Consider the following 23588-nt stretch of genomic DNA (forward strand, 5'->3'; position numbering starts at 1 on the left):
CAGGGAAACGCTGGGAGTTCGGTGGATGCCGGCGCTCCTGCATGCCTTCCCGTGGCGCTGGGGAGCGCTCTGCCGGGGACGCACTGTCGCACCGGTGGAGGGAGTGGTCAAATGGTACCTATGGGACGGGGCAGCCTGCAGTTCCGATGCCCTGAAAGGAGTGCCCTTTGACAGCGCGAGTGTCGACGCCCGTCCTTGGGGTAAGGCCGCCGCCTCGCCGCGGGTCGCCGCGATGGGTTCTTTCGTCACTGCGGAACGCGCCGGTCACCGTGGGGTTTGTCGCTGTCTTCTGGAGCGTCGGCGTCGCATCGTCGAGCATCTTCCAAGGGCCGGGACCGGGGTGGAAGGCAGAGGTGGCCGCGACGACGCAATTCTGGCCTGCCCACTGGTGGGCCGTGCTGGCTTCCGCCCTATGGGCCCGGAACCTGCCAGGCTACATCCTGGGCACAGCACTGGTGTTGCTTGCCGGCATACCTCTGGAACGCCAGATCGGCAGCCTGAAGCTGGCGCTCGCCGCCGTCGCATCCCAGGTTGCGGGCGTCCTGGCCGCTACCGGCTTCTGGGGGGCAACGAGGCTCCTGATAGGGAGCTGGGCCCGGGGACTGGATGCAACCTACTTCCTGGGCCCCAGCGCCATGGTCTATGGCGCCCTCATGGCTGCCACGGCGTCCATGGGGCCGCTGTGGAGGCGCCGGATCCGGCTGGGACTCTTCGGCCTGCTCATCCTGCTCGCCCTTTACAGCGGCGGGTTTACGGATCTGGTCCGTCTCGGGGCCGGCGCTGCAGGCGCGTTGCTCGGCCCCTTGCTCTTGGGCCGCCGACCCCGGCTCCGACGTCCGGTCAGCTCACGGCACGAAGGGCGGGTACTGATAGCACTCCTGGTGGCGGTGTCGGCGGTGGGGCCTGTGGTTGCCGGTCTGACCCCGCACGCGGCGGGTCCCCTCGCGGTGCTGCGTTTGATTTTTACCGATATCCAGCCGGTGGACCCCCAGACCTTGCAGAGCGTATGTGCAATCCCCGCCGAGCATCGGGAGTGTGAGGCCATGCTCCTGCAACTGAGGGCCGGAGGCGGGGCCATCTTCATGGCGATAGTGCCGTCATTCTTGTTGCTGCTGCTGGCTGAAGGACTGCGCCGGGGGCGTCGGGCCGCGTGGCGTGGTGCGGTGCTGGTCCAGGCCGCCATTTCAGTCCTGGCACTGGTCACGATGGTCGGGGTTCTGCAGGCGGCAGACCCCGGCACGGTCGCGGGGGAGCTGGTCGACGCCAGCCGGGTGGGCGGCCAAACCCACCCGCTGACTTTGGTGCCCCCACTTCTCCTGCCGGTCATTCTTTTTGTTGTGCTGCTGGCGTGCCGGCCGATGTTCCCCGTTGCTGCGCCCCGCGGGACGTACCGGCGGCTGGCGTTGCGCGTCCTGGGCCTCGCGGGGGTCCTCGGTGTTGTCTATGTCCTGCTCGGTGTGGTGCTGGCTCCGGGATTCAGCCCCGTCCCTACGCTCGCGGACCTGGTGGCGGACGTCCCGGACAGATTCCTTCCGCTGGGCTTCACCGTGGACCTGCCGCCGGCGTTTTTCCCCGAGAGCACCCCGGCCGTGTTGCTCTATGAAGGCGTCGGGATTTCATTCTGGGCCATTAGCGGGGTGTGGGTACTCACGTCGTTCCTGCGTCCGGCCCACCCCCGCAACGGTGCCGATATTGACCGGGCCCGGGCGATCCTTCGGGCCGGCGAGGGAAGCTCCATCGCGTGGATGACGACGTGGCCGGGGAACGTTTACTGGTTTTCCAGCAGCGGCGAGAGCTTTGTCGCTTACCGCGTCATCGCCGGCATCGCGCTGACCCTTGGCGGCCCGGTCGGACCGGCGTCCGGGACCACCGACGCGGTGGCCGAATTCGCCGGATTCTGCAGATCCAACGGATGGAGTCCGTGCTTCTACTCCGTGCGCTCCGAGGTCCGGGAGGCCGCGTCGGCCCTTGGCTGGGATTCGGTGCAGGTCGCCCAGGAGACCATTCTGCCCCTGGCAGGCCTGTCTTTCCGCGGCAAACGGTTCCAGGACATCCGGACGGCCATGAACAACGCCGCAAAGGCAGGCATCAGCGCCGAATGGGTCCGGTATCCCGACGCGCCGCTGGCAATCCAGGCGCAGATCCAGGCTATCTCCGAGGAATGGGTGGCCGACCGCACGATGCCCGAGATGGGCTTCACCCTTGGGGGTGTTGAGGAGCTCAACGACCCTGAAGTCCGCTGCCTTATCGCCGTCGACGTCCGGCACCACGTCCACACCGTCACGTCCTGGCTGCCGGTCTACCGTGATGGACGCGTAGCAGGGTGGACGCTGGACTTCATGCGCGGCCGAAGCTCAGGATTCCGACCGGGGATCGAGTTCCTCATCGCATCCGCTGCGCTCAGTCTCCGGGACGAGGGCTTCGAGTTCATCAGCCTCTCCGGGGCACCACTGGCGCACGCCCCCGGGGAGGGACAAATCCGGCTCCGCGACGCCGGCCCGGACGAGACCGGACGCCTGGAGCGCCTGCTCGACCGGCTGGGATCCGCGCTGGAGCCCGTCTACGGCTTCCGTTCACTCTTGGCTTTCAAGGGGAAGTTCCGCCCGCTGTACGTCCCGCTGTACATGGTCTATCCGGACTCGGCGGCCCTTCCAGGCATAGCCAACGCGCTCACCCGCGCCTACCTGCCCGACCTTTCTCTCCGGGAGCGCTTCCAGCTAGCCCTCAGCGTCCTCCGCCGCAGCGTCAAAGGCCGCGGCGCGTCCGGTGCCGCTTCAGGCCCGGCAGATGGAATGATCGCAGAATGAGTACAGACAGCGGGCCGTGGCACCACGGCGGGAACTTTGATACCCGGGCACATCATTCGCGGCTCAGGGTCTTGGTGATGGCAGTCGTTGGCATACTTACAGCCCTGGCGGTGGGGGCCTTGAAGTCATGGGCCTACGCGCCCGCGATGGGGTGGGCGGCAGCGTCGTTGACGTACCTGATCTGGGTTTGGGCGGTCATCGCAGGGCTGCAGGCCGAGGCGACGGCGGCGCACGCCCGGCGCGAGGACCCCAGCCGGGGAGTCTCCGATGTCCTTGTCCTGACGGCGACGATCGCCAGCTTCGGCGGGGTCGCCCTGATCCTGCTGGACGCATCGAATGCCGAGGGCGGGACGAAGGCAGCCATTATCGCGATGGCGCTGGGTAGCGTGGCCCTGTCCTGGCTGCTCGTGCACACCCTTTACACGCTGCGCTACGCGTCCATCTACTACCGTGACAAGACCGGCGTCGACTTCAATGAGGACAAGCTCCCGCGCTACCTCGATTTCGCCTATTTGGCTTTCACCGTCGGAATGACATTCCAGGTCTCGGATACCGATCTCAAGACGGACGCCATCCGCACGACGGTGCTGCGCCAGGCGCTGCTCTCCTATCTGCTCGGCGCCATCGTGCTGGCAACCACGATCAACCTCGTGTCCGGCCTCATCCACTGACCCGGCGGGTGAACGACCCCCGTCGGAACACAAACGCCCGGCCTGTGCAGGAGCACCGGCCGGGCGTTTGCCGTTTATTGCGGGACCTGTCCTAGACCCCGGCGTTGTAGACGTCGAGGCCGAAGCGGTTCAGCCCCGGCGTCCCGGCGTACCCGAGGTAGGGCAGGCCGAAAGTATCCTCGATGCTGGCGAGGAGGCTGTAGTGGTTGTACGGGGTGGTGGACCAGGTGCCCCCCTTGGTGAAGGGCGAGAGGACCAGCGCACCGACGCGGCCTCCGCCCATGCCCGTGATGCCCGGCAGCGGCGAATTCGGTCCCGGGCCTTCGCCGCAGCATGCACTGGCGTCGCTCTGCGGCCCGTCGGACTCGTCGAAGGTGATGACCAGGACCCCGTCCTGCTTGAAGGCGGGGGAGGAGGTGATGGCCGGAACCCACTGCTTGAGCCAGGCGTCGGCGCTGGCCAGGCCGCCCGGCTGCCCGTCGACACACGGGGAATCGTGTCCGTCATGGCAGAGATTCGGCGTGATCATCGACAGGTTTGGCGTCGTGGCGGTTGAGGCGAGATCCGTCTTCAGGGCGGACAGGTCGACGTCGTTCTTGGCGCAGTCCGGGGATCCGGTGATGCCGGCGAAGTACACAAACGGGTTGTGCCGCGCCGCGTACTGGTCGCCGACCTTGGCTTTCTGGGTGTCGTCGACGGCGCCGAGCGCGGGGTGCCGGCACGGGGTTCCCATGTCCTCCATGTAGCCTTTCCAGGTCTTCCCGGCGTCCTTGAGCTGCCCCGCGACGGTGGGGACGCTGGCGGGGAAGACGCAGCCGTCCCCGACAGCCTGGCCCGGGCTGGCGGTGCCGCTGCCGACGAACGGTGAGTAGTTTTGGCAGTCTGCCTGCATCTGGGGGTTCGGACCCTGGCCGGAAATCTGCGCCACGTAGTTGGGCTGGGAGTTATGGGCCGTGCCGAAGTACTGGTTCAGCAGCACGCCCTGGCTGCGCAGCGTCTGCGAGAGATAGGGTGCGGCGGATTTCGGGCCCCAGGTCTCGTCGTAGCCCTTGTTCTCAAGGTTGATCACAAAGACATGTTTTGCCCCGGGCAGGTAGCCCTTCGCGGTGGTACTGGCGGCCGGGACGGCGGTGGTCGCCTGTGCCGGTGTGCCCGCCGTGGCGGACGCGGGGCCGTAGCTGAGCGTCGCGGCGGCCAGGACGAGCAGTGCCGCGGAGGCGATCCGCTTCAGGGGGCGGCGCCTGCTGCGCGGTTCGCGGCGTGCGGGTGTGGTTGTGGTGGGGTTCACGGGAGCTTCCATCCGTCGGCGAGTGCTTTCTGTTTCAGTCCGGACCATTCTTCGGCCGGCGGCGGGCCCACGGGAGTGCAGGCGGGGCCGGCCACGAACGGCGGGACGAGGTACTTGGGGGCGTTTAGGTTGGCAGGGGCTCCGAAGTCCAGGACCTCGGCGATGTTGCGGGCGGCCTTGTCCCTCGGGGTCAGCGGCGGCAGGTTCCAGCGCCATTCGATGGCCTTGAGCACAGAGGTGTGGTCGTAGACATTGTGGGCGACGTACCGGCGCCGGGCGCGGGGCGAGACCACCAGGGAGGGAACCCGGAAGCCGCGCAGCGCGGTGTCCGCGCTGGTGTCCGGAGCCGTCGTGGGGGCGACGTGGTCGTAGAAGCCGCCCCATTCGTCGTAGTTGACCACGAGCAGGGTGTTGGCCCAGCCCGGACCGGAGGTGACGGCATTGTAGACCTCGGCGAGGAACGTCTCGCCGGAGCGGATGTCGGCGTGCGGGTGGTCGTCGCCGGAGGTGCCGGAGCCCTCGTCGGTGAACCGCGGATCCACGAAGGACACCGCGGGCAGGGTTCCGGCACTGGCGTCGGAAAGGAACTCGGAGTAGTGGTGCGAGATGCCGAGGTACTTGGTGCCCCAGAGCGCGGTGAAGGGGATGTCGCCGTAGTAGTACTTGCCGGAGACGCCGGCGGCGGCCAGCCGGTCCCAGATCGTCGGCAAGGTGCTCGTTACCGTGGAGTTGTGGATCCGGTCGGTCGCGGCGGCGTGCTGGTAGAACCGGTTGGGGTAGGTTTCGGCCATGGTCGCCGCGAAGTACTGGTCGCAGACCGTCCAGTCAGGGCCGGCCTGCCGCCAGAAGTCGAGGTCGGCGGCGTCGTAGTACCCGACGGCGAACTCGTCGTTCTCGCCGGCCCGGAGCCAGCCGTTGTTCTTTCCGTTGTTGTACTGGATCCGGCCGCCTTCGTAGGAGTGGTCCGGGTCCGGGTGGCCGCAGCCCTGGAAATCGGTCAGGTGGTGGGTCGAGTGCGGAATGCCGTAGCGGTCGATGTAGCTCAGCCCGGCCTGTTTCCCGTTGGCCCCCGGCATCCAGCCGAGGAAGTGGTCGAAGGAGCGGTTCTCCATCATCACCACAATGATGTGGTCGATTCCGGAGGCGCCGGGCGCCGGAAGCGCGGGCGCCGCGGCAGCCGCAGTCCGGAGAGTGGCGCCGCTGGCCAGGGCTGTCGCGGCAACGGTCCCTGCCGCGCCCAAAAAGTTGCGTCTTGAAAAATTCACGTCGGATTCCTTGATCGTCGGGGGGCTTCCCGCGCCACCGGAGAGGCTCAGTCGGGCGCCATGTGGGTAATCGCTGGCGGGCCCGGAAAAGTTACTCGCGGGTACAGTTCACGCCCAAAATTAGATCACGAAACGGTTACGTCGCGAGCCGATATCGGGGTTAGTTCATGGGGTGTTCACTGCGCGTTCGCTCACAGGTCGGCCAGGTTCACCCGACGGCAACCGGGAGCGACCGCCTCTGGGACGCGAACCGCGAAGTGCCCGGGTGGTCAGGGAATTCAGCTCCGGGGGAGCGGGAGGAAGATTTCGCCGCGGTCCTTCATGGCGGCCAGGGCACGGGCGAGCCCGGCGGCGGTGCCGCCGGCGGGGTGGTTGCCGTGGACGATGACAATGTCGCCGGCGTGGGCGCGGGAGACCTCGTGGGTGACCGTTGCGGCGGGGAAGGTGGCGCCGGCGTCGCCGTTGACATTGAATCCGGCCGGGATGACGCCCAGGGCGCGGACAATTTCTGCGGCGACCTCGTCCAGGTAGGCGGTGCCGGGCCTGAAGTAGCGGGGCCGCTTTCCGGTGAGTTCGGTGAGGCGGGCGTCATTGGCCATGACCTCGTCGTAGACCTCGCCGGCATTTGCGGTGCCGGTAATCCCGTAGGCGCTCTTGCCTGTGACGGAGAGGGGCCGGTGGTTGGTGCCGTGGTTGGCGAGTTCGAAGAGCGGGTCGGCGGCCAGGTCCTTGGCGAGGGACAGGTTGGCGGCGATCCATCGCGAGTTCAAGAACAAGGTGGCGGGGACTTGCTGCTGCCGCAGAAGGGCCAGGAGGGCCAGATCGGCCCCATTGCCGTTGGGCCCGCCGCAAAAATCGACGGTCAACGCCACCCCGGCCGCAGCAGGGGGCAGCCAGGTGAGTACCCCGGCTGCTTCCAGTCCCCAGTACTTCGCAGTGCGCCCGGCGAACGACGTTGTCACGTCAGCCCGGCTCAACGACGTCACCGGCGTGGCAGGGCGCCCGGCCGGCGGTTCCGGCACGACCGGAGGAGGAAGCTCCCGTCCTGCGGTTTCCGCCCCCCTGGTTTGCAGGTGCTCGGGGCCGGAGCCGGGCAAGGCAAGGGTGGCTGCGGCAGCCAGCAGGAATGAACGCCGGTTAGGAGTCCAAGCCACTGGAATTTTTCCGATCTCTGGGGAGGTGAAGGGGCGCGGGCCTCAGCCCGCGGATGACCCTGGGGCGTCCTTGCCGTACTCCGCCGTAATGAGGATCGGTAGGTGGTCGGACGCTCCGCGCGGGAGTGTTTCCACGCTTTCTATCATAAGGCCCTGCGACGTGGCGAAGTCGAAGTGGCCCTTAAACACCTTGTAGCGGGTGTAGGTGCGCCGGTCGCTGAGCGAGAGCTCGTAGCCGGCGTCCTTCATCTGTTCCGTGAGGTATTTGGTGAAGAACGGGTAGTTGAAGTCGCCCACCATCAGCGTCATCAGCCCCCCGCCCATGCTCAGCAGTTCTGCGTGGGCGGCGTGGATCTGGTTCCGGCGCAGTGAGTTCGAGGCCGTCAGCGGCGCGGCGTGGAAGGAAGCGATAACGAGGTCGTGCTCCGTCTCGTTGTCGACCACGCGGGTGCCGATGAGCCGCTCGTGGGCCGGCGCGAGCACCCGGTCGTGCAGCGACTTCTTCAGCGCAAAGGTCTTGGTGTCGTAGGCCGTGAACCGATCCTTGCGGTAATAGATCGCCAGGCCCAGCCGGTTGCCCTTCGTAGCATCGGCGAGGTGAAGGTCGCCGATGCTCTCGGGCAAGTCCTCGGTGTCGCATTCCTGGAGGCAAAGCGCGTCAATATCGAAACTGCTGGCCAAAGCCTTCAGTTCGCCGCTGGCCTTGTGTTTGCGGAGGTTGTAGCTGATAACTCGGATCAGGGGGAGCACCTCTTCGCACGATAGTCGGGGTAAGCCTGCTCCCGAGTCTACCCAGTCCGGTGGATCGAGGGAGACCAAGGACGCGGAGAATACGTGGCCGGCCGAGACGATAGGGTGGACTGGATTCTCTGATGGATGCTGCGAAAGGGTCGACGTTGACTGCTGAACTACCGGTGCTGGCCGAGGGCAATTTCTACTATGAGGTGCTGGGGGACGGGCGTTTCCGCTCCACAATCCACGCCCAGGGCGCCTGGAACGCGCACGAACAGCACATGGCGCCTGCGTCCGGCATCATGGCCGACTGCCTGGCCCGGCACGAGCCGCGGGACGACATGCGGATGGCCCGGATCAGCTACGAGATCCTCGGCCTCATCCCGGGCGGCGAATTTGAGGTCACCACCACCACGCTGCGCCCCGGGCGGACCATCGAGTTACTGCAGGCCGAACTGATCGCCGGCGGCCGCGTGGCGATCCGGGCGACGGCCTGGCGGATGATCACCTCCGACACCTCCGCCGTCGCCGCGGTCGAGGACCCCCGGATCCCTGCGCCGGAAGACTGTGAGCCCTACGACGCCGCAACGGTCTGGCCCGGCGGGTACATTGCCTCGCTGAAGATGCGCATCGCCGAGGGCCACCGTGCCGGCTCCGGCACCGTCTGGCTGCACACAGACCACCCGCTCACCGACCGGGCTGACAGCAGCGACCTGGCCCGGCTGGTCGGCCTGGTGGATACCGCCAACGGGATCGCGGCCCGGGTTCCGCCGGGCAAGGGCAGCTACGCCTTCCCCAACCTGGACCTGCAGATCCACATGTACCGCCGCCCCGAGGGCGACTGGTTGGGCCTGGACAACGAGGTGTCCTTCGGCACCGACGGCATCGGCCTTACCTCCACGGTGCTGCATGACCTGCAGGGCCCCTTCGGACGCGCCGAACAGATCCTGACGTTGCGGAAAAGCTGACCGGGACGGCCGCCCCCCCCGCAGTTCCGGCTAGTGGAAGACGAGCCAGCCGACGACGGTGGCCAGGCCGGTCAGGAAGGCGCCCCACAGGATGTCCGCGACGACGATCGCCAGCGGCCACCGCTTCAGCGTCGCGGCGTTGGTGAGGTCGTAGGTGGCGTAGGCGAACCCGCCCAGTGCTGCGCCGTAGCCCAGAGCGGTCAGCCAGCTGCCGCCGTCGAGCGCCGGACGCAGGGCGAAGAAGACAATTCCGGCGATGTACAGCACGTAGAACACGACGGCGTACCCTAGATGGGGCTTGTCAGCCATCAGGTGTCCCAGGTGCCGGCGGTAGAACTTGTTCATCGACTTAAGCCAGACGGCGTCAATGACGGCGAATGCGGCGGCTACCACCAGGAATTGCAGAATGACCATAAGGGAGCATAACAACATGCAGCAGGCGGCGGCCGGACCCCGGACCCTGACGGTGTTCCGGCAGGAGCACACGCTCGGCGCCGCAGGAGACCTGGACTTCGCCCTGGAGCTGCTGCAGCGGGTGAAGACGGGCGCGCTGGGGCCCATGCTGCGGCTTTACCGGCCCGCGCCGACCGTGGCTTTCGGACAGCGGGACACGCACCTGCCGGGCTACGACGCCGCGGCGCAGGCCTGCCGCAAACTCGGTTTCGAGCCGTTGGTCCGGAAGGCCGGCGGGCGGGCCGCCGCCTACCACGAGGGCACCCTGGTGATCGATCACCTGGAGCCCGACGCCGACGCGATCGCCGGGGCCAAGGGACGCTTTTCGTTCTTCGGCGAACTACTGGCGCAGGCATTGCGCGACGCCGGGGTGCAGGCCGCCGTCGGGGAGATCCCGGGGGAGTACTGCCCGGGGGAGTTCAGCGTCCACGGCACCGACGCTGCCGACCCCTCGCACCAGGTCAAGCTCATCGGCACCGCCCAGCGCGTGGTTTCCGGCGGCTGGCTGTTCAGTTCGGTGATCATCGTGGAGAACTCCGCGCCGATCCGGGCCGTGCTCGGGGCCAGCTACGCGGCCCTGGGGCTGGACTGGGATCCCGCGACAGCGGGTGCGGTCAACGATCTGGTCCCGCACCTGGACGTGGACGCCATCGAGACGGCCGTGCTGGGTGCCTACAGGCGGTATGCCGCTCTCAACGACGGCGACTTCGGCAGCCTCCGTGCGTAGCGCCTGGCCGGGGAAGGCTCAGCCGGTCGTGCGCGCCGCGAGGAGTTGCTCGCGCAGAATGTCGGCGTGCCCGCAATGCTGGGCGAGTTCACGCAGCATGTGCAGGTAGACCCAGCGCAACGGCAGCGGTCCGCGGCGGTTCCCGGTGACTAGCGCGTCCAGCCCCAGGCGTCCGGTCCGGCTGCGGGACTCCGCGCACGCCCTCCGGTAGGCGGCCTGGACGCCGGCGATGGTGTCGCCGTCGGCCAGGATGAAGGATTCGTCCGGGGTCGCCGGAATACCGATCTCCTGTCGGCTCCGGCGGGTGATGGCTTCGTCGAACCAGACCTTCTCCACGAACGTGGCGTGCTTGACCAGCCCCAGCAGGGTCGTTCGGGAGGGGACCAGGGAAGCCCGCGACTCCTGCTCGGTCAGCCCGTCAAGGCAGTCGTGCAGGGCGGCCCGGTGCTCGTCGAGGAAGGCGTCGAACTGCGCCTTCGGGTCCGCCGCGAAGATGCCCGGTTCCATGCTGGGGAAAGTGCTCATGGGCCGACAGCCTAGCAACGCCCCGGGCTGATCCCGGGGGCACCTGGCCGCTGAGGTCACCGTGCGAGCAGCGAGCTGGCTTCCTGGCGGGTGCTGCCCGAGCTTTCGATGTGTGCGAGTTCGGCGGGGATTTCCCAGCCCTTCTTGCGCATCGCGGTGGCCCAGAGCCGGCCCGCGCGGTAGGAGGAGCGCACCAGCGGTCCGCTCATCACACCGAGGAAGCCGATCTCGTCGGCTTCGTTTTGCAGGTCCACGAACTCCTGCGGCTTGACCCAGCGGTCCACCGGGAGGTGCCGTTCGCTCGGGCGCAGGTACTGGGTGATGGTGATCAGGTCGCAGCCGGCCTCGTGCAGGTCGCGCAGCGCCTCGGAGATTTCCTCGCGGGTCTCGCCCATGCCCAGGATCAGGTTGGACTTGGTGACCATGCCGAGCTTGCGGCCCTGCGTGATGACGTCCAGGGACCGCTCGTAGCGGAAAGCGGGACGGATGCGCTTGAAGATCCGGGGCACGGTTTCGACGTTGTGCGCGAAGACCTCCGGCTTGGAGTCGCAGATGGCCTCGATGTGCTCGGGCTTGCCGGAGAAGTCGGGGATCAGCAGTTCGACGCCGGTGCCCGGGTTCAGCTCGTGGATCTTGCGGACCGTTTCGGCGTAGAGCCAGACGCCCTCGTCGGCGAGGTCGTCGCGGGCCACGCCGGTGACGGTGGCGTAGCGCAGGGCCATGGCCTGGACCGAGCGGGCCACCTTGGTGGGTTCGAACATGTCCACGGGGGAGGGCTTGCCGGTATCGATCTGGCAGAAGTCGCAGCGCCGGGTGCATTCGGAGCCGCCGATCAGGAAGGTGGCCTCTTTGTCTTCCCAGCACTCGAAGATGTTCGGGCAGCCGGCCTCCTCACATACCGTGTGGAGGCCTTCCTTCTTGACCAGGTTCTTGAGCTGGACGAACTCCGGGCCCATCTGGACCTTGGCCTTAATCCACTCGGGCTTCCGTTCCACCGGGGTGGCCGCATTGCGCTGCTCGATCCGCAGCATCTTCCGGCCTTCTGGTGCCAGTGTCATCTGTTTTTCCTTCGTCAGTGAGCCGGTTAGGGCTGCGTCGAAATATTCCGAACCCCCGTGGTCGGGGGCGGTCCGGGAGCGGGGGCCGTTACCACTGGGTGTACACGCTGGCGGCGTAGAGGATCCCTGTGAGGGCGGCAAAGCCGGTGAGGCCAACGGCCCAGGCTTCCCCAAGCCGGTAGCGGTGCCGGTTCTGGTGCGTGACCAGGGCTTGGCCGGCGGGTTTGCGCCCGTACCGTCGCGGCCGTCTGGCTCGGTTAATGTCCATCGCAGCCCTCAGCATTCGACGACGTTGACGGCGAGTCCGCCCATGGCGGTTTCCTTGTATTTGGAACTCATGTCCTTGCCGGTTTCGCGCATGGTCACGATGACTTCGTCGAGCGAGACGCGGTGGGTGCCGTCGCCCCAGAGGGCCATTTTGGCGGCGTTGATGGCCTTCGCCGCGGCGATCGCGTTGCGTTCGATGCAGGGGATCTGCACCAGCCCGCCGATAGGGTCGCAGGTCAGGCCGAGGTTGTGTTCCATCGCGATTTCCGCGGCGTTCTCGACCTGCTGCGGCGTGCCGCCCATGACTTCGGCCAGCCCGGCGGCAGCCATTGACGACGCCGAGCCCACCTCGCCCTGGCAGCCGACCTCTGCGCCGGAGATCGAGGCCTGTTCCTTGTACAGCACCCCGATCGCACCGGCGGTCAGCAGGAACTTGACGATCGTCTCGTCGCGGTCGGCCTGGGTGGCCTTGTCCATCCCGGGGGCGAAGTGCAGCGCGTAGTAGAGCACCGCGGGGATGATCCCGGCCGCGCCGTTGGTGGGGGCGGTGACGACACGCCCGCCGGAGGCGTTCTCCTCGTTCACGGCCAGGGCGATCAGGTTGACCCATTCCTGCCAGTACTTCGGGTCGCGGTAGTCGGGGTCCTGGTCGGCGTTTTCCTTGAGCAGGCGTTCGTGCCAGTCGGGGGCGCGGCGGCGGACCTTGAGCCCGCCGGGCAGCAGCCCCTCGCGCTTCAGGGAGGTGGCCACGCACTCGGCCATCACCGAGTAGATGTGCAGGAGGCCTTCGCGGATCTCCTCCTCGGTGCGGGAGGCACGTTCGTTGACGAACATGACCTCGCCGATCGAGAGGCCCCGGGCCTGGCAGTGTTCGAGCAGTTCCGCGGCGGTGCGGAACGGCAGCGGCAATTCCTTCTTGGATTCGTCGAGTTCCTTCAGCGCGGCGTCTTCCTCGCCGTCGCGGACGATGAAGCCGCCGCCGACGGAGAAGAAGGTGGCACTGTGCAGGGTTTCGCCGTCGGCGTCGGAGACCGTGAACGTCATGCCGTTGGTGTGCCGGGGCAGGATGGTGAGCGGCCGCAGCACCATGTCCTTGACGCCGTAGGGCAGGGTGACGGCGCCGGCCAGCTGCAGTTTCCCGCTCTCGGCGATGGCGGCCAGCCGCTCCTCCACTTCCTCGGGGAGGATCAGTTCAGGGTGGTAGCCCTCGAGGCCAAGCAGGATCGCGGTCATGGTCCCGTGCCCGTGGCCGGTCGCGGCCAGGGACCCGTAGAGGTCCACCCGCAGCGACGCCACACGCTCCAGGACCCCCGAGGCCTTGAGCTCCCCGGCGAACACCGCCGCGGCCCGCATGGGCCCTACGGTGTGCGAACTCGAAGGCCCCAACCCGATGGAAAAGAGATCAAAGACTCCAACAGCCATTGTCGGTTCCTCACTGAGTATTGCTTCGAATGTCGGTGGCTGGGCCTGTCCAACCCCCAATGCTTGGACAGGCCCAGACCACCAGGGCTGGCTAGAGAGCCGGGTAGAGCGGGTGGGCTGCGGCGAGGGCCTGGACCCGGGTGCGGAGACCGGAGAGGTCCGCGCCGGCGTCGGCGGTCAAAGCCTCGGCGATGATGTCCGCGACTTCGGCAAAGGCTGCCTCGCCGAAGCCGCGGGTGGCCAGCGCCGGGGTGCCGATCCGCAGGCCCGAGGTGACCATCGGCGGGCGCGGGTCGAACGGGACGGCGTTGCGGTTGACGGTGATGTCGATGTCCGCGAGGCGGTCCTCGGCTTCCTGCCCGTTGAGCTCGCAGTTGCGCAGGTCCACCAGGACCAGGTGCACGTCGGTGCCGCCGGAGATCACGTTGATCCCCTTCGCGGTGACGTCCGGCTGGACCAGGCGCTCGGCGAGGATCCGGGCACCGGCGAGGACACGTTCCTGGCGTTCCTTGAACTCCGGGGACCCGGCGATCTTGAAGGCCACGGCCTTGCCCGCGATGACGTGCTCGAGCGGGCCGCCCTGCTGGCCCGGGAACACCGCGGAGTTGATCTTCTTGGCGATGTCGGCGTCGTTCGTCAGGATGATGCCGCCGCGCGGACCGGCGAGGGTCTTGTGCGTGGTGGAGGTGGTGACGTGCGCGTGCGGGACCGGCGAGGGGTGCAGTCCGGCCGCGACGAGCCCGGCGAAGTGCGCCATGTCCACCATCAGGTAGGCGCCCACCGAATCGGCGATCCGACGGAACTCGGCGAAATCGAGCTGGCGCGCGTACGCGGACCAGCCGGCAACAATGAGCTGCGGTTTGTGTTCCTGGGCCAGGCGCTCCACCTCGGCCATGTCGATCCGGTGGTCATCCTCCCGGACCTGGTACGGGATCACGTTGTAGAGCCGGCCGGAGAAGTTGATCTTCATGCCGTGCGTGAGGTGGCCCCCGTGTGCCAGGTTCAGGCCCATGATGGTGTCGCCCGGACGGATCAGGGCGTGCATCACGGAGGCGTTGGCCTGCGCACCGGAGTGCGGCTGGACGTTGGCGTACCCGGCGCCGAAGAGGGCCTTGACCCGGTCGATCGCGAGCTGTTCAATAACGTCCACGTGCTCGCAACCGCCGTAGTAGCGCTTGCCCGGGTAACCCTCGGCGTACTTGTTCGTCAGCACCGAACCCTGCGCCTGCATCACGGCCCTGGCGGTGTGGTTTTCCGAGGCGATCATCTCCAGGCCGTCGCGCTGGCGGCCCAGCTCGGCGTCGATCCTGGCGGCGATCTCCGGATCCAACACGGACAGCTCCGCGTCCAGGGACGGGGACACGACCTGCTCGAAGGCGGTCAGGGTGCCTGCCGCCGTAGCCCCGCTCACAGTTCGCCGCCGTTGGCCGCAGCGTACTCTTCTGCCGACATCAGCGGGCCTTCCCCGGCCACGGCGACCTTGAACAGCCAGCCGGCGCCGTACGGATCGCTGTTGATCAGGGCCGGATCGGACACAACAGCGTCATTGACCTCGGTGACCTCGCCGGTGACCGGCGCGTACAGGTCCGAGACCGACTTGGTCGACTCGACCTCGCCGCAGGTCTCCCCCGCGGTTACCGCGGAGCCGACCTCGGGCAGGTCAACGTAGACGATGTCGCCCAGGGCATCCGCGGCGACGGCGGAAATGCCGATCCCGGCCGGTCCCGACCCGTCAGCGGCGACCCATTCGTGTTCCGCGGAGTACTTCAGTTCAGCTGCTACTTTGCTCATGTCTATCAATCCTTGAGTTCGTTTTGGTGGTTTCGTGACCGGCCGGTGGCCGGGCTATTTTTCGCGCTTGTAGAACGGCAGCGCCACGACTTCGAACGGCTCGGCCTTGCCGCGCAAGTCGATGTCCAGTGCGGTGCCGGGTTCGGTGAACTCGACGTCGACGTAGGCCATCGCGACGGGGTATCCCAGGGTGGGGCTCGGCTGTCCGGAGGTCACTTCGCCGACCACGTTGCCGTCGTTCAGGACCGGGTAGTGGCTGCGGCCGGCCCGGCGGCCCAGGCCCTTGAGGCCCACAAGTTTGCGACCGGTGGTAGAACCTGCGCCGGCCGCCTTGAGTTCGGCCAGGGCTGCCTTGCCGACGAAGTCCGACTCCTTGACGAGCGAGACGACCGGTCCCAGGCCTGCGGCGTACGGGTTGCCTTCGCGGGAGAGTTCATTGCCGTAGAGCGGCATGCCGGCTTCTAGGCGCAGCGAGTCACGGCAGGCCAGGCCGGCGGGGATAAGCCCCTGGCCGGCGCCGGCTTCCAGCAGTGCTTCCCAGAGACCGGCGGCGTCCTCGTTGGGAATGTAGATTTCGAAGCCGTCCTCACCGGTGTAGCCCGTACGGGCGAGGAGCAGGTCCTGTCCGTTGATCTGAACCTCAACCGCGGCGTAGTACTTGAGCTCCGTGACGAGCGAGTGCTGCCCGGCCGGAACCAGCGTCAGCAGGATGGCTTCCGCGTTGGGGCCCTGGACCGCGATCAGCGAGGTTTCGGCGGAGACATCCTCCACCGTCACGTCAAAGCCTGCAGCCCGCTCGGCCAGTGCCGCGGCCACTACCGCAGCGTTTCCGGCGTTGGGGACCACCAGGTACTTGTCCTCAGCACGCCGGTAGGAGATCAGGTCATCGATGATGCCGCCGTCTTCCTGGCAGATCAGCGAGTACTTGGCTCTGCCTACGGCCACGGCGGAGAGCTTCCCGGCCAGGGCATAGTCGAGGAACGCTGCGGCGTCCGGGCCGCTGACCCAGACCTCGCCCATATGGGAGAGGTCGAACAGACCCGCGGCGTTACGGACAGCGTGGTGCTCAGCCAGTTCCGATTCGTACTTGAGCGGCATTTGCCAGCCGCCGAAGTCCGTGAAAGAGGCGCCGGCTTTTTTGTGCTGCTCGAAGAGGGCAGTGTATTTCTCACTCATCGGGGGATCCTTAGTTTTCGAATTCGGAAAGCGGGGGGCAGGAGCAGACCAGGTTGCGGTCGCCTGCGGCGCCGTCGATGCGCCCGACCGGCGGGAAGTACTTGTCCTGCTTGAGCGTGTGGACGGGGAATGCCGCCTGCTCGCGCGGGTACGCCCGCTCCCAGTCGGAAGAGACGACGGCGGCCGCCGTGTGGGGCGCGTTGCGCAGCGGAGAATTCTCCAGCGTGAAATCGCCGTTGGCTACCTGGTCGATTTCCTGCCGGATGGTGATCATCGCTTCGATGAAGCGGTCGATCTCCGCCAGGTCCTCGGATTCGGTGGGCTCCACCATCAGGGTGCCCGCCACGGGGAAGGAAAGCGTGGGGGCGTGGAAGCCGTAGTCGATCAGGCGCTTGGCGACGTCCTCGGCGGTCACGCCGGTCTTGGCCGTGAGTTCCCGCAAATCCAGGATGCACTCGTGGGCCACGAGTCCGCTCTCGCCGGTGTAGAGCACCGGGAAGTGGTCGTTGAGCCGCGACGCAATGTAGTTCGCCGCCAGGAGGGCCGACTTGGTGGCCTCGGTCAGGCCCTGCCCTCCCATGAGCTTCACATAGGCCCAGGAGATCGGCAGCACGCCGGCCGAGCCGTACCGGGACGCCGAGATGGCCGCACCTGCCCCGCCCTGGCCGGCGGGCTTGTTCGCGTCGCCGGGCATGAACGGGGCCAGGTGTGCCTTGGCCGCGACCGGGCCGACGCCGGGTCCGCCGCCGCCGTGCGGGATGCAGAAGGTCTTGTGCAGGTTCAGGTGCGAGACGTCGCCGCCGAACTGGCCCGGCCGGGCCAGGCCCACCAGGGCGTTGAGGTTGGCGCCGTCGACGTAGACCTGGCCGCCGGCGGCGTGGATCGCGTCGCAAACTTCGCGGACGTCCGCGTCATACACGCCGTGCGTCGAGGGGTAGGTGATCATGATCGCGGAGAGCTCGTCCTTGTGCTGCTCGATCTTTGCGGTGAGGTCCGCGTGGTCGATCGTGCCGTCGGAGGCTGTGGCTACGACGACGACCTTCATGCCGGCCAGCACTGCGGAGGCGGCGTTGGTGCCGTGCGCGGAGGCCGGGATGAGGCAGATGTTGCGCTGGGCGTCGCCGCGGGAGTGGTGGTAGCCGCGGATGGCGAGCAGCCCGGCGAGCTCGCCCTGGGAGCCTGCATTGGGCTGGATGGAGACCTGGTCGTAGCCCGTGATCTCAGCGAGGTCAGCCTCGAGGCCGCTGATGAGTTCGCGCCACCCCTCGGTCTGGGAGGCCGGGGCGAAGGGGTGGATGGAGGCGAACTCCGGCCAGGAGATGGCTTCCATCTCGGCCGTGGCGTTCAGCTTCATGGTGCAGGAACCCAGCGGGATCATGGTCCGGTCCAGCGCGAGGTCCCGGTCCGATAGCTTGCGGATGTAGCGCAACAGCTGGGTTTCGGAGCGGTGCGTGTTGAAGACCGGGTGCTGCAGGAAGTCGGAGGTGCGCAGCACCGACCCGGGCAGTTCGAAGCCCTTGGCCTGCACGAGCGGACCGGCGCCAAAGGCGACGACCACCGCGGAGAGGACCTCCGGCGTCGTGGTTTCATCGACGGACACGCCAACTGTGTCCGCGTCGATGGGCCGTAGGTTGATGCCCCGGGCGTCGGCGGCGGCGACGGCCTTCGCGGCCTTGCCCGGCACACGGACCGTGAGGGTATCGAAGAAGGAGTCGCTCGCCAGTTCCCGGCCGGCAATCTTCAGTGTGGCGGCCAGGGCTCGGGCGTTGTTGTGGACGGTCTCTGCGATCGCCTTCAGCCCGTCCGGGCCGTGGTAGACGGCGTAGAACGAGGACACAATGGCCAGCAGCGCCTGCGCGGTGCAGATGTTGGACGTGGCCTTCTCTCGGCGGATGTGCTGCTCGCGGGTCTGCAGTGCCAGCCGGTAGGCGGGGACGCCGGCGTTGTCCTTGGAGACGCCGACGATCCGGCCCGGGAGCGTGCGTTCCATGCCCTCGCGCACCGCCATATACGCCGCGTGCGGGCCGCCGAAGAACAGCGGCACGCCGAAGCGCTGGGTTGAGCCGACGGCGATGTCCGCGCCCTGTTCGCCAGGGGGAGTGATGAGTGTCAGGGCAAGCAGGTCCGCGGCCACTGTGACCAGTGCGCCGCGCTCCTTGGCCTCGGCGATCACACCGGACTGGTCCCAGACCCGGCCGGAAACTCCCGGCTGCTGGAGGACGACGCCGTTGATGACGCCCTCGGGCAGGCCCTCGGACAGGTCGGCGACCTCAACTTCGAACCCGAGGGCCTCGGCGCGGCCCTTGACGATCGCGATGGTCTGCGGGAGGCAGTCGGCGTCGAGGACGGTCTTGCCGTCGAGGGCGGACTTGTTCTTGTTGGCGCGGCGCATGAGAAGCACGGCCTCGGCGACGGCGGTGGCCTCGTCGAGGAGGGAGGCGTTGGCAACCGGAAGCGCGGTGAGGTCCTGAACCATGGTCTGGAAGTTCAGCAGCGCCTCGAGCCGGCCCTGCGAGATTTCCGGCTGGTAGGGGGTGTAGGCGGTGTACCAGGCCGGGGCTTCGAGGATGTTGCGGCGGATCACGGCCGGGGTGACGGTGTCGTAGTAGCCCTGGCCGATCATCTGCACAGCGGTCTTGTTCTTCGCTGCCAGCCTGCGCAGCTCGGCCAGCACCTCGACTTCACTGAGCGCGCCGTCCAAAGTGAGGGGCTTTTCCTGGCGGATGGAATCGGGAACAGCGGTATCTACCAGGCCGTCAACACTGTCGTAGCCGACAGCCTTCAGCATGGTGTCGACGTCGGCCTCGCGGCGGGCGCCGATATGGCGGTCGGCGAAATTGGATGAAATAGATTGAGCCGTCAAGAGGAACTCCAAGGTTTGGCCGGCGCAAGGCGCCGGAGGGGACCGGGTTCCTCCCCGCTCTGTATTGGACCTGAGAGATTCCGCGGACCTTTGTCCGCTTGCACCGTCGGTGAGCCAGGGACTTTCCTGACTGCTTTCCAGAGTTGCCTCGCCGCGGCGGTACATGGGCCTGAGAGATTCCTGGGGAGGATTTGCTCCTACGGCGCCTGCCCGTGGGTGACGGGGAGGACTCTCCCGCCACGGCTCGAAAGGCATATTCGAATGTGGTGATTCGCCTCACACCGTACATGCCATCCGGGGGAGGGGCAACACCGCCGCCGCCTGGCAATGTCACAATTGCGGGGCTTGACTTTTCCGAGTGACCCATCACACACTGATTCGGCCGGACGATGTCCTTCAAGGCTGTTCCGGTCATGGTGGCTGAAGGTCCCGGCACATCCGGGGCACCGCACCCACGACGGCGCGCTTTTGATCGGAGCTAACCTCCAAGCCACTAAGCCTTCCGTAACATTCACAAATGAAAATGCCTATGATCTGCGGCGGGAGAGACCTGCCGGTACATGCAGCAGGCGCCGTAGGAGCAAATCCTCCCCAGGAATCTCTCAGGCCCACGTACCGCCGCGGCGAGGCAACTCTGGAAAGCAGCCAGGCAGGTTCCTGGCTCACCGAAGGTGCAAGCGGGTCTGCGGGGGCAGGAACGCGGAAACTCTCAGGTCCAAGACAGAGCGGGGAGGAACCCGAATCATCGTGGCACCGAAATGCCACTTGAACGATGGAGTTCCTCATGACGATTCACCGACCACCTTTGGCTCCGGTTGAAGCCCCCCACCTCGAGCGCCAGCTCAGCAACCGCCACATCCAGCTCATCGCAATCGGCGGCGCCATCGGCACCGGCCTGTTTATGGGCTCCGGCAAGACCATCTCGGCGGCCGGCCCCTCCGTAATCTTCGTCTACATGATCATCGGCTTCATGCTGTTCTTCGTCATGCGGGCCATGGGTGAGCTGCTGCTGTCCAACCTGCACTACAAGTCGTTCAGCGATTTCGCCGCGGATTTGCTCGGCCCGTGGGCCGGCTTCTTCACCGGCTGGACCTACTGGTTCTGCTGGGTGATCACCGGCATCGCCGACGTTATCGCCATCGCCGGATACTCCCAGGAGCTCTGGCCCGGGCTGCCCCTCTGGATCCCCGGACTGGTCACCGTCGCCATCCTGCTGCTGCTGAACCTGACCACGGTAAAGGCCTTCGGCGAAACCGAGTTCTGGTTCGCGCTCATCAAGATCATCGCCATTGCAGCGCTCATAATCGTGGGCCTGTTCATGATTTTCAGCGGATTCAGCTCCGACGCCGGACCCGCCACATTTAGCAACCTGTGGAGCCACGGGGGCTTCTTCCCGAATGAGTTCATGGGCTTCGTCGCCGGCTTCCAGATCGCCGTGTTTGCTTTCGTGGGCATCGAACTGGTGGGCACCACTGCCGCAGAGGCCAAGGACCCGGAGAAGAACCTGCCCCGGGCCATCAACTCCATCCCGGTCCGTGTACTGCTCTTCTACGTGGGCGCCCTCATCATCCTCATGTCCGTCATCCCTTGGACCCAGTTCGCCGCCGGACACAGCCCCTTCATCGCCATGTTCTCCCTGGCCGGCCTCGGGGCCGCTGCCACCGTCGTCAACCTGGTGGTCCTTTCCTCGGCGATGTCCTCGGCCAACTCCGGCATCTACTCCACCTCCCGGATGGTCTACGGCCTGGCCCAGGAAGGGGATGCGCCGGTCCGATTCGGTGCCCTGTCGCGCCGCAAGGTTCCCCAGAATGCGCTGTTCCTGTCCTGCGTGCTGCTGCTCGCCGGTGTGGTCCTGATGTACGCGGGGGAGAACATCGGCAAGGCCTTCGAGATGGTCACCACCGTTTCCGCCGTCTGCTTCGTGTTCGTCTGGTCGATCATCCTGGCCAGCTACCTTGCCTTTCGCCGGCGCCGCCCGCACCTGCATGCCTCCTCGAAGTTCAAGATGCCCGGCGGTGTCCCCATGGTGTGGGTGGTCTTCGCCTTCTTCGCCTTCGTGCTCTGGACCCTGACCACCCAGCCGGACACCCTCACCGCGCTCCTGGTGACCCCCGTCTGGTTCATCATTCTCGGCGCGGCATGGTTCGTCCTGCGCCGCCGCCCGGCCCACCTGGCGCGGTACCAGGCATTCCAGGACGAACTCCAGTCTGAGCAGGATGTTGCCAGCGGACGCCAGGCGGTGGACAGCCTGTGACAACCGGACCCGCCACACCAGCCGCCCCGTCCTCCCGCCCCGCGTTGGAAAAGCCGGTGGCGCCCGGCACGGAATTTGTCCTCACCCTCGACTGCGCCGAATCACCCGGAATCATCCACGCCGTCTCGGAATTTCTGCTGGCCCACGGCTGCAACATCATCGACATCAAGCAGTTCGGTGACCGGCAAAAACAGCACTTCTTCATGCGCGTGCACTTCGTCTCAGCGGGGGTAGCGGACGCCGACGTCGAAGAACTCCGGCAGGATTTCCTTCCGGTGGCCACTGAGTGGGACATGAATTGGCGGCTGGAACGCCACGGCCGGAAACAGCGGATCCTGGTCATGGTGTCCAAGTACGGACACTGTCTCAACGACCTGCTGTTCCGCGCCCGCATCGGCGAACTGCCCGTCGAAATCGTGGCCGTCGTCTCCAACCACCAGGACCACGAGGATCTCGTCACCTGGCATGGCATTCCGTTCCACCACGTGCCGGTGAGCCAGCAAACGAAGCCCGCGGCCGAAGCAACGCTGCTCTCACTGGTGGACAGTTACAACGTGGAACTGGTCGTCCTTGCCCGCTACATGCAGGTCCTGAGCGACAATCTCACGGGCCGCCTCGCCGGCAAGGCCATCAACATCCACCATTCGTTCCTGCCGAGTTTCAAGGGCGCCAAGCCCTATCACCAGGCATACGAACGGGGCGTCAAGACCGTCGGGGCCACCGCGCACTACGTCAATTCCGAGCTGGATGAGGGACCCATCATTGCCCAGCAGGTGATCGAGGTGGACCACACCTACACGCCTGCTGACCTGGTGGCGGTGGGCCGGGACGCCGAATGCAAGGCCCTGACTAACGCCGTCCGCTGGCATGCCGAAGGACGGATCATTCTCTCCGGCAACAGGACCGTCATCCTTCGCTGACGCGTCCCCCCGACCGTACGAAGCCCCCTCGTCCGGGGCTTCGCATGGTGAACCTGCCGGGTCCGGTTCCGTCCGTTCCGGCCCTGTCCGCTCCGGCGCGTTGCGCCGGCCATTCCTTGGAGTACTTCGTGACGGTTCATTCTCTTACGTCCACTTCCCCTTCAACCCAGCCCGCCGGAAACGATCCCGAGGTTCCCACGCGGCTGGAAATCGTTCCCACTGACGGCATCGTCGCCAGGGTTCAGGCAACCCTCCCGGCGGGCTCGAAACTCACCGTGACCTGCCTTCCGCATCACGGGGTCAAGCCCACGGTGAAGACGACAGTCCAGCTTGGCCAGCTCGGTTTCGGCGTGGTGCCGCACCTCGCGGCCCGCAGCCTCGAAAGCCGCGCGGAACTCGCCGGCATCCTCCGGGACTGCGAGGCTGCCGGGGTCACCGAGGTCTTCGCCATCGGCGGCGACGCGGCGCAGGCAGCGGGCCCCTACCCGACCAGTGCCCGCCTGCTGGAGGACATTGCCGAGCTTTCCGGCGGGCGGATCGCAGCGGGCGTCGCAGGCTACCCGGAAGGGCACCCGAAGCAGAGCCAGCTCCATATGCTCGATGCGCTGCTGGAAAAACAGCATCTTGCCTCCAGCGTGGTCACGCAGATGTGCTTCTCGGGCGCCCGGATCAGCTGGTACGTGGAGTTGCTGCGCCGCGAGGGCGTCACGCTGCCGGTGTGGGCCGGAGTCGCCGGGTCCGTCCCCCGGACCAAACTCGTCTCCCTGGCGACCAAGATCGGCGTGGGGCCGTCCCTGCGTTTTATCAGCCGCAAGGGCCCGCTCGCCCGCCGGCTGCTGGACGGTGGCAACTATTCTCCCCAACGACTCGTGTCCGAGCTGTCGGCGGTCCAGCCGGCCTTGGCCGGTGTCCACCTCTACACGTTCAACAACCTCGAACCGTACGCGGCCGTCCGCAGGGCCAAAAACGCCGCAGCGCCGGCAGCCGCGACGCCGGGACGCGGCTGATGGACACGCCCGAGGGCGCCGCCGGCGTCTCTCCGCGCGGTCTGCGATTGCCCTGGGCGGCACTCCCGCGTGGTCTGCCGGTTCAGATCACCGCCGACAGGAGGTTCCTCGGACGGGGCACAGTGGACGGCGCAACGCCGGACGGATCAGTGCTGTGGGTCCTCTTCATCGGCATGGAGGGCCGGCGCATGTTCCACCGGGACGACCACATTTTCGTGGAAGTGGGGTAAAAGGGAACCG

20 protein-coding genes and 3 riboswitches are annotated in these 23588 nt (G+C 66.9%); of the genes, 7 read left to right on the top strand and 13 right to left on the bottom strand.

Going from position 1 to position 23588, the window contains the following annotated elements:
• The first annotated feature begins 269 nt into the window (after positions 1-269).
• Positions 270-2807: a bifunctional lysylphosphatidylglycerol flippase/synthetase MprF gene (locus tag ACZ5Z0_RS00350; RefSeq protein WP_464109395.1), complete on the top strand. Its 2538-nt coding sequence runs from the start codon at positions 270-272 to the stop codon at positions 2805-2807.
• A gap of 77 nt (positions 2808-2884) precedes the next feature.
• Positions 2885-3478, top strand: a complete 594-nt coding sequence (locus ACZ5Z0_RS00355; RefSeq protein WP_464109396.1) for a DUF1345 domain-containing protein — start codon at positions 2885-2887, stop codon at positions 3476-3478.
• Positions 3479-3569: 91 nt separating this feature from the next.
• Here the strand turns inward: ACZ5Z0_RS00355 and ACZ5Z0_RS00360 are convergent, their stop codons facing one another.
• The 4 genes from ACZ5Z0_RS00360 to ACZ5Z0_RS00375 form a co-directional block, all read right to left on the bottom strand.
• Positions 3570-4766: an alkaline phosphatase family protein gene (locus tag ACZ5Z0_RS00360; protein ID WP_464109397.1), complete on the bottom strand. Its 1197-nt coding sequence runs from the start codon at positions 4764-4766 to the stop codon at positions 3570-3572.
• The gene (locus tag ACZ5Z0_RS00365; protein ID WP_464109398.1) at positions 4763-6031 is read right to left on the bottom strand and encodes an alkaline phosphatase family protein; all 1269 of its coding nucleotides are present in this window, start codon (positions 6029-6031) and stop codon (positions 4763-4765) included. Before ACZ5Z0_RS00365 ends, ACZ5Z0_RS00360 begins: the two co-directional genes overlap by 4 nt.
• A gap of 278 nt (positions 6032-6309) precedes the next feature.
• A complete protein-coding gene (locus ACZ5Z0_RS00370) occupies positions 6310-6993 on the bottom strand; it encodes a polysaccharide deacetylase family protein (RefSeq protein WP_464109399.1) in 684 nt (227 codons plus the stop codon).
• A gap of 234 nt (positions 6994-7227) precedes the next feature.
• The gene (locus ACZ5Z0_RS00375; RefSeq protein ID WP_464110664.1) at positions 7228-7923 is read right to left on the bottom strand and encodes an endonuclease/exonuclease/phosphatase family protein; all 696 of its coding nucleotides are present in this window, start codon (positions 7921-7923) and stop codon (positions 7228-7230) included.
• Between the two features lie 158 nt (positions 7924-8081).
• Between ACZ5Z0_RS00375 and ACZ5Z0_RS00380 the strand changes: the two genes are divergently transcribed.
• Positions 8082-8885, top strand: a complete 804-nt coding sequence (locus ACZ5Z0_RS00380; RefSeq protein ID WP_464109400.1) for a thioesterase family protein — start codon at positions 8082-8084, stop codon at positions 8883-8885.
• 30 nt (positions 8886-8915) lie between these two features.
• On the opposite strand, the gene ACZ5Z0_RS00385 is transcribed toward ACZ5Z0_RS00380, so the two are convergent.
• Positions 8916-9299: a DUF2177 family protein gene (locus ACZ5Z0_RS00385; protein WP_138769187.1), complete on the bottom strand. Its 384-nt coding sequence runs from the start codon at positions 9297-9299 to the stop codon at positions 8916-8918.
• A gap of 16 nt (positions 9300-9315) precedes the next feature.
• Here ACZ5Z0_RS00385 and ACZ5Z0_RS00390 point away from each other — a divergent pair, with 16 nt between their 5' ends.
• On the top strand, positions 9316-10065 hold the full coding sequence (locus tag ACZ5Z0_RS00390) for a lipoate--protein ligase family protein (RefSeq protein WP_464110665.1): 750 nt from the start codon (positions 9316-9318) through the stop codon (positions 10063-10065).
• An 18-nt stretch (positions 10066-10083) separates the two neighbouring features.
• Here the strand turns inward: ACZ5Z0_RS00390 and ACZ5Z0_RS00395 are convergent, their stop codons facing one another.
• The 8 genes from ACZ5Z0_RS00395 to gcvP all read right to left on the bottom strand — a co-directional run bounded on the left by ACZ5Z0_RS00395 (position 10084) and on the right by gcvP (position 19179).
• Positions 10084-10590: a DinB family protein gene (locus tag ACZ5Z0_RS00395; protein WP_464109401.1), complete on the bottom strand. Its 507-nt coding sequence runs from the start codon at positions 10588-10590 to the stop codon at positions 10084-10086.
• Between the two features lie 56 nt (positions 10591-10646).
• Positions 10647-11648 (bottom strand): lipoyl synthase, encoded by a 1002-nt coding sequence (gene lipA / locus ACZ5Z0_RS00400; protein WP_464109402.1) that lies wholly within the window; start codon positions 11646-11648, stop codon positions 10647-10649.
• Between the two features lie 88 nt (positions 11649-11736).
• Complete coding sequence (locus ACZ5Z0_RS00405; RefSeq protein ID WP_464109403.1) at positions 11737-11916, bottom strand: hypothetical protein; 180 nt, start codon at positions 11914-11916, stop codon at positions 11737-11739.
• Between the two features lie 8 nt (positions 11917-11924).
• Positions 11925-13337 carry an L-serine ammonia-lyase gene (locus tag ACZ5Z0_RS00410; protein WP_464109404.1) on the bottom strand — a complete coding sequence of 471 codons (1413 nt, stop codon included), beginning with the start codon at positions 13335-13337 and terminating at the stop codon, positions 11925-11927.
• A gap of 91 nt (positions 13338-13428) precedes the next feature.
• Entirely contained in the window at positions 13429-14748 is a 1320-nt protein-coding gene (gene glyA / locus ACZ5Z0_RS00415; RefSeq protein WP_464109405.1) for a serine hydroxymethyltransferase, read from the bottom strand.
• Entirely contained in the window at positions 14745-15128 is a 384-nt protein-coding gene (gene gcvH, locus ACZ5Z0_RS00420) for a glycine cleavage system protein GcvH (protein WP_464109406.1), read from the bottom strand. Before gcvH ends, glyA begins: the two co-directional genes overlap by 4 nt.
• Positions 15129-15182: 54 nt before the next feature.
• Entirely contained in the window at positions 15183-16304 is a 1122-nt protein-coding gene (gene gcvT / locus ACZ5Z0_RS00425; RefSeq protein ID WP_464109407.1) for a glycine cleavage system aminomethyltransferase GcvT, read from the bottom strand.
• A 10-nt stretch (positions 16305-16314) separates the two neighbouring features.
• Positions 16315-19179, bottom strand: a complete 2865-nt coding sequence (gene gcvP / locus ACZ5Z0_RS00430) for an aminomethyl-transferring glycine dehydrogenase (RefSeq protein WP_464109408.1) — start codon at positions 19177-19179, stop codon at positions 16315-16317.
• A 37-nt stretch (positions 19180-19216) separates the two neighbouring features.
• Positions 19217-19313: riboswitch (glycine riboswitch) on the bottom strand.
• 1 nt (position 19314) lies between these two features.
• Positions 19315-19414, bottom strand: a riboswitch (glycine riboswitch).
• A gap of 283 nt (positions 19415-19697) precedes the next feature.
• Positions 19698-19795: riboswitch (glycine riboswitch) on the top strand.
• A gap of 156 nt (positions 19796-19951) precedes the next feature.
• Between gcvP and ACZ5Z0_RS00435 the strand changes: the two genes are divergently transcribed.
• The 3 genes from ACZ5Z0_RS00435 to ACZ5Z0_RS00445 all read left to right on the top strand — a co-directional run bounded on the left by ACZ5Z0_RS00435 (position 19952) and on the right by ACZ5Z0_RS00445 (position 23348).
• Entirely contained in the window at positions 19952-21421 is a 1470-nt protein-coding gene (locus ACZ5Z0_RS00435) for an amino acid permease (protein ID WP_464109409.1), read from the top strand.
• Positions 21422-21465: 44 nt separating this feature from the next.
• On the top strand, positions 21466-22341 hold the full coding sequence (purU, locus tag ACZ5Z0_RS00440; RefSeq protein ID WP_464110666.1) for a formyltetrahydrofolate deformylase: 876 nt from the start codon (positions 21466-21468) through the stop codon (positions 22339-22341).
• Between the two features lie 128 nt (positions 22342-22469).
• Complete coding sequence (locus ACZ5Z0_RS00445) at positions 22470-23348, top strand: methylenetetrahydrofolate reductase (protein ID WP_464109410.1); 879 nt, start codon at positions 22470-22472, stop codon at positions 23346-23348.
• Positions 23349-23588 lie beyond the last annotated feature (240 nt).

Source organism: Arthrobacter sp. T2-23 (assembly GCF_055398325.1).